The 15,904-nt window shown below is 55.3% G+C and carries 14 protein-coding genes; 1 reads left to right on the forward strand and 13 read right to left on the reverse strand.

Annotated elements, in window-relative coordinates:
- Window positions 1-61 precede the first annotated feature (61 nt).
- From BUB13_RS10725 to BUB13_RS10765, 9 genes are all read right to left on the reverse strand, one after another.
- Complete coding sequence (locus BUB13_RS10725; RefSeq protein ID WP_072908751.1) at window positions 62-778, reverse strand: YkgJ family cysteine cluster protein; 717 nt, start codon at window positions 776-778, stop codon at window positions 62-64.
- On the reverse strand, window positions 778-1,734 hold the full coding sequence (locus BUB13_RS10730; RefSeq protein ID WP_072908752.1) for a D-2-hydroxyacid dehydrogenase: 957 nt from the start codon (window positions 1,732-1,734) through the stop codon (window positions 778-780). Before BUB13_RS10730 ends, BUB13_RS10725 begins: the two co-directional genes overlap by 1 nt.
- A 27-nt stretch (window positions 1,735-1,761) precedes the next feature.
- Window positions 1,762-2,478, reverse strand: a complete 717-nt coding sequence (locus BUB13_RS10735) for a GGDEF domain-containing protein (protein ID WP_072908753.1) — start codon at window positions 2,476-2,478, stop codon at window positions 1,762-1,764.
- A gap of 95 nt (window positions 2,479-2,573) precedes the next feature.
- Entirely contained in the window at window positions 2,574-3,398 is an 825-nt protein-coding gene (locus BUB13_RS10740) for an HDOD domain-containing protein (protein ID WP_072908754.1), read from the reverse strand.
- Between the two features lies 1 nt (window position 3,399).
- Complete coding sequence (locus BUB13_RS10745) at window positions 3,400-4,329, reverse strand: pentapeptide repeat-containing protein (protein ID WP_161947647.1); 930 nt, start codon at window positions 4,327-4,329, stop codon at window positions 3,400-3,402.
- Window positions 4,330-4,420: 91 nt separating this feature from the next.
- A complete protein-coding gene (locus BUB13_RS10750) occupies window positions 4,421-4,780 on the reverse strand; it encodes a DUF2141 domain-containing protein (protein WP_161947648.1) in 360 nt (119 codons plus the stop codon).
- A gap of 88 nt (window positions 4,781-4,868) precedes the next feature.
- Window positions 4,869-5,306 carry a DUF4019 domain-containing protein gene (locus BUB13_RS10755; protein WP_072908757.1) on the reverse strand — a complete coding sequence of 146 codons (438 nt, stop codon included), beginning with the start codon at window positions 5,304-5,306 and terminating at the stop codon, window positions 4,869-4,871.
- 72 nt (window positions 5,307-5,378) lie between these two features.
- Window positions 5,379-7,748 (reverse strand): peptidase U32 family protein, encoded by a 2,370-nt coding sequence (locus BUB13_RS10760; RefSeq protein WP_072908758.1) that lies wholly within the window; start codon window positions 7,746-7,748, stop codon window positions 5,379-5,381.
- A 10-nt stretch (window positions 7,749-7,758) separates the two neighbouring features.
- Window positions 7,759-8,493 carry a DsbC family protein gene (locus BUB13_RS10765; protein ID WP_072908759.1) on the reverse strand — a complete coding sequence of 245 codons (735 nt, stop codon included), beginning with the start codon at window positions 8,491-8,493 and terminating at the stop codon, window positions 7,759-7,761.
- A 197-nt stretch (window positions 8,494-8,690) separates the two neighbouring features.
- Between BUB13_RS10765 and BUB13_RS10770 the strand changes: the two genes are divergently transcribed.
- The gene (locus BUB13_RS10770) at window positions 8,691-10,400 is read left to right on the forward strand and encodes a methyl-accepting chemotaxis protein (protein WP_072908760.1); all 1,710 of its coding nucleotides are present in this window, start codon (window positions 8,691-8,693) and stop codon (window positions 10,398-10,400) included.
- 76 nt (window positions 10,401-10,476) lie between these two features.
- Here the strand turns inward: BUB13_RS10770 and BUB13_RS10775 are convergent, their stop codons facing one another.
- The 4 genes from BUB13_RS10775 to BUB13_RS10790 are packed head-to-tail and all read right to left on the reverse strand — an operon-like array spanning window position 10,477 to window position 15,816.
- Window positions 10,477-10,668, reverse strand: coding sequence for a YgaP family membrane protein (locus tag BUB13_RS10775; RefSeq protein WP_072908761.1), 192 nt, complete (start codon window positions 10,666-10,668; stop codon window positions 10,477-10,479).
- A 31-nt stretch (window positions 10,669-10,699) separates the two neighbouring features.
- Window positions 10,700-11,965, reverse strand: coding sequence for a hypothetical protein (locus tag BUB13_RS10780; protein WP_072908762.1), 1,266 nt, complete (start codon window positions 11,963-11,965; stop codon window positions 10,700-10,702).
- A 31-nt stretch (window positions 11,966-11,996) separates the two neighbouring features.
- Window positions 11,997-12,788, reverse strand: coding sequence for an outer membrane lipoprotein-sorting protein (locus BUB13_RS10785; protein WP_072908763.1), 792 nt, complete (start codon window positions 12,786-12,788; stop codon window positions 11,997-11,999).
- Between the two features lie 28 nt (window positions 12,789-12,816).
- Window positions 12,817-15,816: an efflux RND transporter permease subunit gene (locus BUB13_RS10790; protein WP_072908764.1), complete on the reverse strand. Its 3,000-nt coding sequence runs from the start codon at window positions 15,814-15,816 to the stop codon at window positions 12,817-12,819.
- Between the last annotated feature and the right edge of the window lie 88 nt (window positions 15,817-15,904).

Below are 15,904 nucleotides of genomic sequence, written 5' to 3' on the forward strand. Positions count from 1 at the left end.
AAAGTAGCAGCTTGAAAATATGCTGGTGGGATAAGAGAAGGAATGATGCCGCCCGCTGCAGCTAACCTCTTTCAGCTCCCTGCAGATGCAGCATGTAAGGGAGGTCCAAACTCTCGCCTTCCAGATACTTCCGCGTGGCGCTAAACCCTTGAGGAATAATTTCGCTGATTCGATATTCCAGCTCGAGCCAGACCTGATAAAGCAGGTTGCCACTGACTGCAACACCGAAACGGTCGCGCATATCGGCCAGGGCTGCTGCTTCCAGCTCCATTCCCATTTCCTGAGTGGCAGCGAGATAGTGGGTCGGGAAAGCGACAACGTCCCGGTCAAGACTGCTGAGGAAAGCGTCCCGCTCGAGCGGGTGGAGGTCGGCGAAATCGACGCCGCACCAGCTGCTGTTGCGGGTTGAGAGCAGCGCCCGACAGGAAAGAGGACGATGCGGGTAAATGCTGCAGCTGCCCGCGGCATCGAGAAAAGGACAGCCGCCAAACCGGTTGCGGAACTGGCGCAGGTAGTCTTTCAAATCCTGGGCCTGCGTGCTGATTTGCTGCAGCAGGGGGATTTTAGCTTTCAGCGTTACGATCTGTTCGGCCGTCAACTCGCGGGCGATGGCAACCGCTTCCGGGAAACTGCAATTCACCGAAAGCGAACAGCAGTTGCTGCAACCGTTTTGGCAATAAATTTTTACCGCTGCATCCGTGATAAAATTTTGCTCAGCAACGCGATCCAGTTGTTGCCGTAGCGGCTTCAGGCCCGCGAGCAGGTCATCCCAATCCATCAATTGACCTGATTCTGCGGTGTTCCGTCCTGGAAAGCTTTGATATTGGCAATGGCGATATCGAGAAGACGCTGCCTCGCCTCAGCCGTTGCCCAGGCGATATGCGGTGTAATGAAAGTGTTCGGCGTACTCAACAGCGGGTTGTCTTCATCCGGCGGCTCGCTGGAGAGAACGTCCGCCGCAAAACCACCGAGGTAGCCTTCGTTCAAAGCTTCAGCAACGGCATCTTCATCGATCAGATCGCCACGACCGGTGTTTATCAGCAAGGTGCCCTGCTTGACCCGCATCAGCCGCGCAGTATTGGCCAAGTGGCGGGTTTCGCCAGTCAGCGGGCAGTTCAAACTGATAATATCGCTGTCATCAAAGATGCGATCGATATCGGTAAACTCAACGCTTTTGTCGCAACTGTACTTTTCCGGATGGGCGGTATTCACCAGCACCTTCATGCCAAAAGCGTTGGCGATCTGTGCCACCCTGCGGCCAATCTGGCCATAACCGACAATGCCGATGGTCTTGCCTGCCAGTTCAAACAAGGGGCGATCGTGAAAACTGAAATCCTCGCAGTTGCTCCAGGCTCCCTCCTGCACCAACCGGGCGTGGTGACCAACCTGCTGCGACATTTCCAGCAGCAGCGCAAACACCATCTGGCTGACCGAATCGGTGCTGTAGCCGGGAATATTGGTGACGACGATGCCACGTGCACTGGCAGCATCCAGATCGACTACGTTGTAACCGGTCGCCAGGACGCCGATATACTTCAATTTCGGCAGCTGGTCGATAATTTCAGCATCGAGCACAACTTTGTTGGTGAGGATAATTTCAGCACTCTCCGCCCGCTGGCAGATTTCTTCCGGCGCGGTCCGCGGATAGACTGCGTAGGTACCAAGCTCTTTGAGCGGCCCCCAATCGAGATCGCCCGGATTAGCCGTGTGAGCATCGAGAACAACGATATCCATAATTAACTCCTGCAACATACGGCCAATTCAGCCGTCGTCTTCCCCCTCCGTGGGTTTACCGAACAGGTCGAATAAGGCAGCCTTTTCATCACTGCTGACCAGGTCAACTTTCGGCAGCTCGGCATGACGAACCTGATTGCGCCCTTCCTGCTTGGCTTGATAAAGATAATGATCGGCGCGCTGGACCAGCTCTTCGATACTGACCTCTTCGCCGAGAAGATAGGTGCCTATCCCCAGGCTGGCCGTCAACGACAGAGACTGCTGCTCCAGTTGCAGCGGCGTTTCCTCAATGACAGCACGCAAGCGTTCAGCGACCGGGATTGCGGCCGCGAGCGGGGTATTCGGTAAAATGATAGCGAACTCCTCACCACCGTATCGACAGGGGATATCGAGCCGGCGCACCGTCTGCTGCATCAGTCCGGCGATATGGATCAGGGCCTGATTGCCGACTTCGTGACCCCACCGGTCGTTTACTTTTTTAAAGAAATCGATATCGAGCATGATCAGGCTGGTCGGCTGCCCACTGCGCTGGGTGCGCTCCATCTCCTGTTCCATCTGGACACAGAAATGCCGGTAGTTGGCCAGCCCGGTCAACTGGTCGGTGAGGACAGCCTGCGACAGCTCGGCCAGCTCCTGGCGAATTGCAGCCAGCTCGTCGATAACAAAACAATCTTCTTCACCAACAGGGCAGTCCGGGGAATCGGACTCAGGCGGGTCGGGCTTTGATGTGGAATCGACAGTCATCAATACAGGCTCGGGGTTCGCGTTCGGGTCAACAGACAACCGCTAGATTATACACGCTTGTGCAAGACAAGTCTTTCATTTCGGCAGTTCGCAAGTCAGCCCAGGGCAGCAGCCAGCTCGCCGCTTTCATCCAGCACACGCTCGATCAGATCGACGGTCAAACGGGAACCAAGGCCGAACAGCTGCTCCGCTTTTTCTGCGATCAGGTGGCTGTCCTCGGTTGCGCCGCGCACCAATGATGCAACCTTGATCGACAACGGCAGCTCGCTGTCATCGAACTGGTGATGATGGCCGATGGCGTCGCTGAGCGAATCGGGAAACCCCCAGTATTTTGCCACTTGAGCCCCGATGCTGGCGTGGTTGGTGCCGTATTGCTGCTGCTCGTAGCTGACCAGGTCGACATCGTCGTTCTTCAACCAATCCTGGTAAATATCGCGGTAGCGATTGCCCCCTTTGTTGGCCAGCACCGGAACCCCCATATCCTCCAGCAGGCCGATGGTAAAAACATCACTCCGTACATGCGGGTGCAGCTCCACCGCCAGCCCGCGGGCTAGTGCCGCCCGTCGAGCAGCCGTCGCCCAGAAGTCCTTCATGTTGAGCCAAGCCGCTTTGTTGTTTTTGCTCAGCGTTTCCTGGGTTGCCACTGACAAAACCAACGCTTCCAGCCGCCCTCTTCCGAGCAGGTTAACAGCATGGGTGATATTGCTGACCTTGTGCGACAGGCCAAAAGCAGCCGAGTTGACGACTTTAAGAACCCGCACATGCAAACCGGGATCAATCTCCAGTTCGTGCGCCAGTTCATTGCTGGAAATTTCCGGGTCACGCAGCTTGCCCAGAACGTTCAGCACCGTGGTCGGAAAACTGGGGACTTCGAACCCTTCCGGAGCCAGGTGCCTTTTCTTCTTGCCGAATCCGAGCATCTCAATCTCCCCGCCGGGCCAATTTATTGGAAAAGATCGACAGCAGGCCACCAAGCATCACATAGCCGGTTGAAACCTCCATCATGGCGACAACCTGGCCACCGAGAGTCCTGGGGACAACATCGCCGAAACCGAGGGTCGTCATGGTAACAACGCTGAAGTAAAAAGGCGAAAGTGCTGTGGGGTAGTCACCGTAATCGATGCCGACCAAGGTATAAAGATAGGCGAATATAAGCAGCAACAGACCGATGCAGCAGCACCAGCGAAACATGCTGCGACCACAATCGCAAGTCAGCATCCAGGGATAATACAGGATGCGCGAGAGCCAGTTATAGGAACGGAATTCCTTGATGAAGTTCTGATCGATAATCTCGCGCCGCATCAGGTAGGCACCTGCAAAGTTGATATCGCGGATATCGACACCGATCCAGGTCGCTTTTTTAAAGTGCCGCATCATGCGCAAGCGGGCGTGACGCAGATCGGCATTGCTGAAATTTGTTTTTTTGATTTGTGCCAGCGACATGTCGGCATAACGCAGGTCTGCTTCAGACAGGTCCGCCCCGGTCAGGTCGGCTTCGCGCAACCGGCCATGGTTCAGGTTGACGCAGTGCAGGTTGGCACCGGTCAGGTCAGCCTGGGTCAAACTGGCCTCTTCCAGGTCGGCACGGAACAGGCTGGCTCCACACATTTTGGCACGGCCGAAACCGGCACGCCGGCAATGAGCACCATCAAGATCAGCGTCGCTTAAATCGGCCGCAGAGAGTTCGGCACCTTCGAGGTTCGCCTCCTGCAGGTTGGCACCGCGCAGATCGGCTTTGAACAGGCGGGCGTTACGCAGATCGCGGCCCGCCAGATTAGCACCACGCAAATCGGCACCGTTAAGATCTGCCCCGCTTAAATCCTGTGTCAAATCTATTGGCGGTTGAGTCATCTGCATCCTGTATTTTTCACTCTGCTGAAACAGGTCATCATCAAAACTTATAGCAGGCTCTAATTATTGTCAAATCGCTAAAGATTTTCGCTCAATAGCGCATGTGAATTGAAATCTCCTGCTGCGATCGCGAAAAGGAAAACCGCGCAGAATCAAAGGAGGGATGACCGAAACCTGAGCTGTTGTTGGAGACCCCAACCCCCTCTTTCGGGCGTGGATAAGGGAGCCAGCGCATATCAAATTTGCCGTTGCCGTTTTCATCGTGGTGCACTTCGACGGCATAATCATCTGCGTAAGGCAGATCAGAAAACAGCACCTCGATTTCACTCTGACCGGCCGCTAACTGTTGCAGCAGCGTTGCATTTTCCAGCTTTGGCCAACCCTGCTCCCCCCGAAACAGAGCAACACGCAGCCTGCCGCCTTTGTCTGTATCAATCCCAGACAGCTGCACCCGTAAATGTCCAGACTCCGCCGTCGCAAAAGAACTCAGGGAGAGCATCAGCAGAGAAGTAAGTAAAATCGAGCGGAGGGAAATCATTTTACTGAATAAAATAACCAACGACCCGCCAACGCGTATCGGACTCGCGAATCAGGGTTATCATTTCCTTGAAAACACCTTTTTCATAGTTTGCGGTATATTCCAGCAGCATCAGCACACTGTCCGGCATTTCCTTGATCGCCGCAGTAAAGTTGGCATCCTCCAGGCTGCGCTCGTTCAATTTACCAACTTTGGTGCGCAGGTCGGTCAGTTCCTGCAGCCATTTTTCCTGCGGGATCTCCTGACGCAGGTAGGGGGCAGCGATCACCCAACTGTCATCATACCTGCCAGCGTCGACCATCTGCAGAAACTCCTGCGCCGCCGCATCTGCAACCTGGATCTGCTCTTTCTTGGGCAGATTATTGGTGTAGGACACATAAATAATGCCGAGGGCAATCAGAATCAGAAAGATATGAATACGATATTTTCTGGCAAACACTTAAACCTCCAAAACAGCAGAATTGAAAACCAATCGATAGAAAACTCTACTATAGGCGACCCGGCCGGGCAATCACTCCATTCCCATCAGGTAGTTAAACTTACTGCTGCCTGCGGGATCAGCCCCCCGCTTCAGCGCTTCCAGCACCTTCTTGCCATTTGCGCTAAAGGGTCCCAGGTGGGAAAGATCGACAATGAAATTGTGGCAACCAAAGTCCTGCAGTTCCTGCATATTGCTGATAAAAGAGAAATCCGTCTCACTGGTCAGCCAGGTCAGGCCCTGACGCTGCTGCACCCGGTACTCGTCATCGCGATCGGAGCGGACCGGGTTGTCGGCACGCACCCCCTTGATGGCGATACGCGACACCAGCAGCGGCACGCTGGCATAAACGGTCAACGCCGTCGGCAAGGGCAGCTCGCGGCTCAGCAGATCGGCCAAATTATCGCGATCATCCTCGATATACAGCTCCGCCTCGTTAATGCCCAACTCGGCCCAGCTGGCGACCGCCTGACTGTTGAGGGAAAACAGGCGGAAGCTGCTGAACAACTCCAGCCCCTGCTGTTTATCGAAGAAAGGAAAGTGACCGAGATTGTTCAGCCGGTACTTGCGAAAACCGGCCTGAATTAACTGGTTGATGGTGTTGCGCATCTCTTTCCAGTCGCGATCGAAAACAATAAATGGGATATCCCAGATCACCTGTTCGGCGCGGCGGGTCAGCTTGGTGGCCGACTGCAGATTCTGCCCGGTCAGCGGGATGATGATCTGGTCGACCTGCGGATCTTGCAGAATACGCTGGTCGCGGGCATCACGCAATTGCACCCTCAACTCACGGCTGGCAGACGTTGTGCCACCCTTGCCGAATAAAGCATTGCGGGCCGCCTGGAGATGCTGCTGCTTGAGGCGATCTTTCTGCGGCTGCCGCAGCTGACGCAATTCGGTGTAGAGCTCGCGGCGGATCTGCTTCAGCTGCTTCGGCGGAATGACAATCTCCGGCAACTCACCACAGTCCAACTTGCCGAGACGGAATGGTTCTCCAGCGGTCGCCGCAAAGACCTGCTGCAAGGTGTCTACATCCAGACCGCGCGATTCAGCCGGGTAACTATCAATAGCGAACTCGAACTGCTGCTTTTGCCCGGCGACGTTCGCCTCGATACGCAGCTGCTGCTCTGTCGCCTCGATGCCCAGATCGACCGTTTCGAGCGACGGTTTCACCTGGCTCAGTTTGCGCTTGCAGGCAGCATCGCTCATGGCAAAAGCGGTGCTTGATGAGACCATGAAGACGCCATCACCAACCTTGAATTGCCCCTGAAAGGTCGAAGGAACAGTGACAAAGCTGCCTGACGGCACCTGTTTGACGGTGCGTTTGCCCAGCATCAACTGGCGGATGGTGAATGCGGTCCCGGCCTTGTCGCTGGCCGGCTGGACACGTAATCGATCACCGAGGTGCAACTTGTCCCTGGTTTTGAAGCTGATCTCGCCGCCGCGCACCTTGGCAACATCGCCAAGGTAACGACCGGTCGCACCCTTGACAGAAGGGATGGCGATATCGCTCGGCTGCCCGCCCGGCAGAAAGCCTTTGGTCGGCTGCCGACCGAAACTCTCCTTAAGCAGCTGCTTAGCCTCTTTGATCACCGCTTTGCGCTGACCCGGCGCCGCGTCGAGGGCACGGCGATAGGCACCAACCACCTTGTAGACATACTCGGCGCTCTTCATCCGCCCTTCGATCTTCAGACTGCAGATGCCCGCCTGCTCCAGCTCCGGCAGCAGATCGATAGCAGAAAGATCGTTGGTGGAGAAATAGTAGCCCTGCTGCTGACGATAATTGTGCCGCCGGCGACAGGGTTGGGCGCAACGGCCGCGGTTACCCGACTTGCCGCCGAGGAAAGAGGAAAAGTAGCACTGACCGGAAAAGGAGAAACAGAGCGCACCGTGGATGAAGTGCTCCAGCTCCAACGTCGTGTTGCGGCGGATTTCGCCGATCTCGGCCAGACTCAGTTCGCGCGCCAGCACCCCACGGGTAAACCCCATCCGCTCCAGCATCTTCACACCGGCGCTGTTGTGCACCGTCATCTGGGTCGAAGAGTGCAGTTCGAGACCGGGAAAGTGATCGCGTGCCAGCTTCCAGACCGCCAGATCCTGCAGAATGACGGCATCAACACCAATCTGTTCCAGCGCACCCAGGGTATCGATCAGTTGCGACAGTTCCGCTTCTTTGACCAGGGTATTGAGGGTGACATAGAGCCGTTTGCCATCCCGCTGCAGGTAGTGAGTCAGTTTTTCGATATCGGCGAGGGTGAAGTTGCGCGCCTTGGCACGGGCGGAAAAGTCCTTCAGCCCGGTGTAGACGGCATCCGCACCAGCTTCCGCAGCAGCAAAAAAAGCCTCGAAACTGCCCGCCGGAGCGAGCAGTTCGGGGCGTTGGTTCGGTTGTTTAACAGTCATGCAGCGCTTTCTATTTCGTCTTTTCAGGGCCCTGATCGAGCAGCTGCTCGAATTTTTTCAGGTTGGTCCCGGAAACGAATTTGCCATTGATCCAGTATTTCGGCGTTCCGGTCACCCCTATGTTTCGGCCGATCTGTCGATGCTCGTCGAGCAGGCCGTTATCTTCAAATGCCGGTAGCGGCTGATTATCGTATTCGCCGCTAAAAACATCCTCGTACGCTTCTTCCTGGTCCTCTGCAGAAAGAATGAACTTCGACTTGGCCTCCGCTTGGGGGTGCAGGCGATCGAGCGGGAAGAGGAAAATGTAGCGGGTGACGTCTTCGCGGGAGGAAAAGAAAGAAGAGCCCTCACGGCAGAATGGACAGTCGGGATCGGAAATTTCGACCACTTCATTCGGGCCATCACCGATCTTGATCGCTTTGTCGAGGGGCAGCAGCGGCAACTTTGCCGTCATCATCCGGGCCTTGCTCTCGCGGCTCAGGTTCTGTCCCTGGTTGTTCCACAATTCGCCGGCAAAGATATGGCCACTGGCCGGGGCAAAGTAAAGAATCTCCTCCTTGACCGTCACAACCTCATAAATTCCGGCAACCGGCGTCGCGTTGACCTCTTTCAGCGGGATGCTGGGAAAACTCATCTGCAAAGCATTCGCCACCGAGGAAAAATCCTCCGTTTGCGGTGGAACCGCACAGGCAACCAGCGGCAGACTAAAGATCATCAGAATCAGTGACAGGACAAATCGGGACATTGCTTTGTGCTCCTCTAGGTTAAGTCGCGGGACAAGTCATCAGCATACCTCAGCCGAGCGCTTGGGAAAAGAGGAGAAAGCAGGGCAATTGCTTGCTGCAACTCTATATTTGTGATAATTAATTGTCTTGTTTTACAGTTTTCCAATGCTGTGATGTTGCGCTATCGAGATTCTTTTTTTCCGCAAGGGATACTGATATGTCTCAGGGACAGCCGGCAAGGCTCAGTTATCTGCATAAAGTCCTTTATTTTACTCATCTCGTCGGCTTTGCCACGGCAGCGGTATTCCCCTTTGCTGTCAAGCCGATCATCGGCGATGTCGCATTTTCGGCCAGCTTTATTGCCGTGGCGGTCCTGGCCGGCTACGCCGTAGCCGCTATTTCCTACCTGTTTGTCCGCAACACCTTGAAAAAGCAGCTGCGTCACCAGCTGGACATGCTGGAGCCGCTGATCGGTGAAACCGAAATCGGCGATGAAAACCTGGAAGGAATGGCCCATGTCATGGAGGAAGGGATCAACCAGGTCCACCAGCTGTTCCAGGAGGTGATGAGCACTTCAAGCCGGCTGATACCTTATTACCGTTCATTGAGCCAGTCGACTCTTTACCTGGCCGACCGCGCCAACGAAGGGCTGGCGGCTGCCAAGGTCACGCGCAAAGATGTTGAGATCATGGAAGCCAAACAGCGCGACGTGGTCAACCTGATCAAAACCTTTGCTGATCAGTCGCAGGACGAGGCGGCACTGTCGCGAGAATTGTCACAGTCGTTGGAAGAGATGGCACGGGCGATGGACCATTCCACAGCCAAGTTCATCGAGACGACAACGGCGGTGGAAGAAATGACAGCCAGCGTGCGTGAAGTCGCCAACCAGGCGGAAGATATTGCCCGTTCGGTGGAAGACACCGCGCAGCAGCTCGATTCCATCGGTGAATCCTTCGAGCGGATTCGCAAAGGTTCGGCTGCCGGCAACGAAGCGGTCCAGAAAGTTAAGCAGGACGCCGAGGAAGGCCTGCAGATGATGACCCAAACCCTGAACGAAATCGACCTGATGGCGACTGAAAGTCAACAGGCAATGTCCGCGATGGAACGCCTCGCCCATCAGGCTCTGGAAGTCGGGAAAATCATCGGTGTCATCAAGGATCTGGTTGGAGATACCGAGCTACTCGCCTTCAATGCTGCCATCATCGCCGCTAAAGCAGGTGACGAAGGCAAAGGCTTCGCCGTGGTGGCCGATGAAATCAAAGATCTGGCCGACCGCACCACCGACAGCGCTCAGGATATCCAGCGCATCATCCAGGCGATCAGTAAAGATACCGCTGAAGCGCTCACCGCAGTTGAAGCTACTGTCCGGCGGGTCAGCCAAGGCAAGGAAAACTCCCTGCGCACAGGCGATGCCCTCAACCAGATCGTTCACTCTGTTGGCCTGGCATCCGCCGCAACCGACGAGATCAGCCAGTTAACCAGTGCCCAGGGTGAACGGGCCCGGCTGATGCTGAACGAAGCCGGGCAGAGTTTGCGCTCGGTACGTGCCGTCGCCCGCGCCATGAAAGAACAGCGCACCGGCGTCAGCCGGATTCAGGATGGTGTCACCGAAATGAAATCGGCCGCCGACCAGGTCGCCAACGGTATGGACGAGCAATTAAAAGCAACCCGCAACCTTGACCGTGGCCTGGCCGATCGGGATGAACAGATCAAAGCGATCATCGATGCCAACACCTACCAGCAGCAGGCATCGGAACGGATCACTGAACATTTCACGATTGCAGAGAAGCGACTCCACCGTAACGTCGCCAAAACGACAGCGATCTTTAGCGAGATAGAAGAGCTGGAGAAGCTGACCGACAAACTGCGAAAATGGGGCCATGACTATATCTCCCAGCAAGCGGCAGCAGCGCACCACAAAGACTGAATGGGCTGAAGACAGGCACAAAAAAACCGGGAGCAGCGTTGCTGCTCCCGGTTTTTTATTCTCTTCCCCGTGACGTTTAGCCCTCTTTGACCCCCGCCTTTTTTAAGATGGTGATCAGTGGACACCAGTCGGTGAAGGCACTCTGAAACAGGTTGAGTCCGACAAAACCTGTGAAGTAAAGCCAGTAAGGGGAATGCACCTGCGACAGGACGACGCTGAGCATAACGAAAAATCCTGCGACGAGACGTAAATAACGATTAACAGTCATAATTTTCTCCTTTATCGATTCTTTGCGGCATTCAGAAGCTGTATCTGAGCCCGGCATAAACATTCGAGTTATCTTCCAGTTGGCCAAAGAACGTATAATCCTCTGTGCCACCAAAAAGGTTGCCACCGAACGTCACCAACCAACGATCGGTCAGCTTGTATCTCACGTTCGGTCGCAGGTAGAAATCTTTATCAGTCGGTGAAAAATAGGTAAACAGACTGGCCGTCAGCTTCTGCTGCATCAGCAGTTTCGTCAAACGCACCGTCAACACCTGGCGGTATTGATCCCGCTTCTTCTGCCCAGCAGGCAAACTGTCTTTGTACTCGTCATAATCGAGCAGCTGTTCCAGGTAAAACTGGGCACTGCCGGTCAGCTCTTTTGCCAGCTCGCGCTCGTAACCCAACAGGTAACGCATTTCGCTGTTCGGCTGAAAGGCATCATCACCATCACGGTCGGCGCGGGAATCGTAATAGCCGAGCTCAACATTGAAGATACCACCCCGGAAGGAGCCACGGACACTGCCGCCATAAACATTCAGTCGTGTCGAGGCAGCCCGACCACTATCCGCATTATAGCCGACCGGCGATTTCCAGAATCCGCGGTAGCCGTAGAGGGCTAATTCATAACCCTCGATATTTTTCGACACACGGCTGGCCAGCTCGTAATCTTCGAACCAGTCGTCTGGCTGGTCGGCGTTGATCACGGCGTCTCGGCCCGCAATGCGGCCAAGAGTAGGGTTCCAATAAGAGATTCGCTGCCCACTCAGGTAGCGATCGCTGTCGAAGCGCGGCGTCAGCACCAGGTCAACGGTCGCCCACTGCGGAAAGAAGCTGATCATCGCCGCATCGGACGGCGCTTTCAGGTATTCTTCGTCACGGCCGATGAAAAACGACTGCCAGTCTTTCGGAAACATATCGTTGATAAACAACAGGTCACCGGTGCCCCAGGTGAGGATCTGCCGACCGATCTTCACATCCATGCTGTAGGTCGGTGAAAAAAGCAGGTTCGCCTCACGCAGATCGAGGAAACCGGTTCCCTCTTCCAGGTCGAAATCGTGATCGGACGTGACATCATCGGCGACCAGATCTCCTCGCAGTTGCAAAGTGACGGCATCAAACCGCTGCTGATAATCGAGCTGCAGGCGCCCTTCCAGGATGCTGGTATCCCGTTGATAGCCATCCTCCTGCAGCCGAGTTCCAGCCCGCAGATCGGCGAAACCGTGCAAGTCCGCCAGTTCAAAGGCAAAGGCCTGCCATGGCAGCAGCAGAAAAACGCAGAACAAAAATAGTTTCTTCACACTTTTACCCTCTTCCTTTCAGCAGGAACCTTTAGTTACCCACTTCACGCGGTGGACGACGCAGGAAGCGCTCGGTAAAAATGCGGGAGTTAAAACCGTTATCGTAACTGATGTTACTGAAACTGTTCACCGTACTGGTTCCAGCTTTCAAATCAGCAGCCTTGGCCTCGATGACAGTCGGATGGTCATCGATCGTCTCGACTTTGAGCGCTTCGACTTGGCGGTACGCCTGCCCCTGGCGATCGTAGTAGATTGCTTTCATCGGCAGGAAGGTCTGCTTATCGATCCAGACCTGGTACCAGGCGAACTCGACAGCATCGGCATCTTTCGGTTCGCTGCGCAACACATAAGCATCTGCGGTCTCTTCCTGCAGGCTGTGATTGTCCTCATCGGTGCCACGACCGGAAACATCCTCGTAGAAGAAATCGGAGCCGACGAAGCTGGTCCGCTTGTCGCCCGGTGCAATCCGCTTTTTCAGGTTGAGGGCCGGCAGCCAGAGCCAGCGATCATCGTCACGCCCGGCATTCTTCCAGACCAGAAAAGCCATCTTGCGCACATCGGCCGGGGCTTGGAAGTAGACGTAAAACTTCTGATCGTCGCCTTCGTCATTGAGTCTGAGCATGGTGAATTCACGGCTGCGGGTACTGCCGTCAGCAGCCGTGATCGTCATGACAATATCCGCCTTGCCATCCTTACCGGCGTAATAAGAGGCGCGATTCGCCTTCTCAACAATCTCCTCGGCAGTCAAACCGGCAGCAATGACCGGTGCCGCCAAAAGTGCCACGGCAAGAGCGGTTAAAACGAAAAAACGTAACGATTTCATATCAAATCTCCTTGTTGTCGGATCAGTATCAGTCTTCTTTTTTACGGAAAGCCAGCTTCTGCAACGGCGTCAGCAGGGCCGGCAGGATGAACAGGGTCGCCAGCCAGGAAACCGCCATGATGGTTGCCAGGAAGAAGCCGACGGTCTGGTATGGTACCAGCGGCGCCAGCAACAGCGGGGTAAAGCCGACAGCGATAATGATGGCGTTGCGGCTGATCGCCATCGCTGGCTCCATAAACATCATCTTCGCCGCAGCAAACCAGTCACCGGTCTGCTCCTGCAGTTCGCGCGAGCGCTGCAGAAAGTGGATAGCGAAGTCGACACTCAGCCCCAAAGTCAGAGCCGAAAGCACCGCCACCGGCATATCGTAGTCCTTGCCGACCAGGCCGATGATGCCGTAGCTGACCATGATAGTGATGGTCAACGGAATCATCGCCAACAGTCCGAACAGCGGCGAGCGGAACAGCATCACCATCATCACCAGAACGACGACGAAAGAGCTGACCAGCGAGGTCATCATGCCGTTGACCATCCTCTCCTGCCAGACGACATTGAGGTAGGTCAGTCCAGCCCACTCGATCTTCAGCGGGGTCGGCGGTTCGTTAGCTTCCAGGTATTTTTCCAGATCGTCAACCACGGACACCATGTCCTGGTTATCACCGCTAGTCAGCTGCACCCAGACGTTCGCTTCCTGATAGTCGCGGGTGATCAGGTGGAACAGGCTGTCCTTCTTCTTCATCCCTTCGAGCTGGACGAAGACCTGGCCGATCGCCGCCGCTGAATCGGGGATGGAATTGTGCGACTGGTTGCGCTCATGGTAGGCATCCATCTCAGCCTGCCCCAAGCCGCCCGGCGGCTCCAGGTAGTTCAACTCGTAGGATGCTTTTTTCAGCGAATCGACCGCCGACGAGGTTTTGCCGACCACTTGGTTGTTGGTCAAATGCTGCTGCAACCGCTCGAGATAGCGCAGCATTTCCGGCCGCTTGAACAGCGGTGCGGTCAGTTCGGCCTGCATCTCGTAGACAAAATCGACGAAAGAGTTGGCAGTGTAACGGTCGGTGACCGCCAGAGCAGCATCGATCAGGGCTTCGCCAGTTAAGTGTGTTTGTGTATGGATTTCCTGGTGAACCCGCTGCTTGAACCGTTTTGGCAGTTTTTCCTGCGGAGAAATCCAATTGTGCAACACTTCGACAGTCAAGCCTTCAGGATCGAGGTAGTTGATCTCATCCGCCAGATCGGCCCAGACCGCAGTGCTGCCACTGTCCAGCTCTTCTGCAAGCTGTACCAGTTCGACGAAAGCGCGGGCTACGTCACGGCTGGAAACCTTACCGTAACGATCACGCAGCTCCTGCAGCTTGGCCTTGAACAGGGCAACTTCTTCCGGGTACTCGGCGCCGAAACGCTTTTCGACCTCTTTCGCCATCTCGGCCGAGTTCTCTTCGCAATCACACAGCCCCGGCTGGGTTGACGCCAGCGTCAGGTAGGCGGTGTAAGTCCCGCCGAAATGGCTGTTGAGAACCCGGTCGGCGACGCGTATATCATGCTCCGGGCTGAACCATTTAACCGGGTTATCGTTGACCTTAATCCGGCTGATACCGACCAGCGCGACCACCACGGCAACCATCGTGAATATCAGAATGACCCGGTAGCGCAAAGTGCTGAAGGCCCCCAGGCCCTGGAGAAAACGGGTGAGTAGACCGCTCTTCGGCGCTTCTTCGCCAGTGCTCAGTTCCAGCTTCTCGAGCTGCTTTTCCGGTACCAGCAGCAGAATGTAAGCCGGGATCAGGGTCATACTGAGCAGCCAGGCCATGCCGACACCGAAGGCGACGTGCAGACCGAACACCTGCACCGGCGGGATCGGCGTGGTGCCGAGAGAGGCAAAACCGGCGATGGTGGTCAGGGTGGTATAGAGCATCGGTCGGAACAGATGGCCGATAACGTAACGGACCGTCTCCGCCTTGTCCTTGAAGCGCGGATAGGTATCATAAAATTCGCTGAGGATGTGCACCGAGTCAGCGACCGCAATCGGCATCAGGAAGATGGCGATCATCGAGCTCATGATATGCACATCGAAGCCGAGGCCGATCAGCAGGCCCATGGTCGTTATAACACTGACAATGGCAACGATCATCGGCGCGATGATCAAACTGAGATTGCGGAAGAAGAACAGCAGCAACAGGAAAATCATCAGCCCGGCCATCGGCGCAGAGGTCGCCATCTGCACCAGCATCTCGATGCCGAAGGTGTCCTGGGCGACCGGCTGGCCGGTGATGAACACCTGGTCGGCCTGCGGCCAGTCAGCAGTAAGGTTCTGCACCAGGCTGGCGACGTTGTAACTGTAAATCTTTTTCTGGATTGGAATATAGAGGCAGATCGCCTTCTCATCTTCTGACACCAAGGTGCCCGCATAGAGCGGATTGTTCATGGCATCATCGCGGATCACCTTCGCTTCGGACGCTGTCTTCGGCGCCTGCTCCATCAGGTATTCAAGTTTGAGCGAACCGAGATCGGCCTGCTTGATGTTATCGACAACACTCGGCGAAATCAGCTCGCGGCCGATAATGATACTCTGGCCTTCCTCGTCAAACAGTCGGTTCGGTGCGTGATTGAAGGCGACATTGAGCGCCCGCTGCCATGCGCCGTCAGGACTCAGATCGATGCTGCGCTCACCGGCGCGCTTGCCGTCTTCATCGAAAGTCCCGACCTGTGGCAGTCCGTCTGCGCCCTTCTGCAAACTGAGCAATTCCTTAGTCAGATGATCGATACGGCCAAGGGTCGCCGGGTTGAATACACCGGCTGGATCCTTATCGTTAACAATCCCGACGATGACGAAGTCGTAGAGAGCATACTTCTCTTTAACTTCCTGATGAAAAACACGAATCGGCTCATCGGCCGGGAGCATGTTTTCCGGGTCATTATCAAACGTAACCTTAGGAAATTGGGCACCGAAAAGGACGGTAACAATCAGCGTAAGCAACAAAATCAGTTTCGGAAAACGGATACTGAAATTGGTTAACCAAAGATTCATCAGGTGTCTCCTCCCAAGAAACATATGAAAAACAATATATATTAGAAGTGGGGGCAACTCAAGAACGAATTTTACCCCTTTCAACCTA

Source organism: Malonomonas rubra DSM 5091 (assembly GCF_900142125.1).
Taxonomy (GTDB): domain Bacteria; phylum Desulfobacterota; class Desulfuromonadia; order Desulfuromonadales; family Geopsychrobacteraceae; genus Malonomonas; species Malonomonas rubra.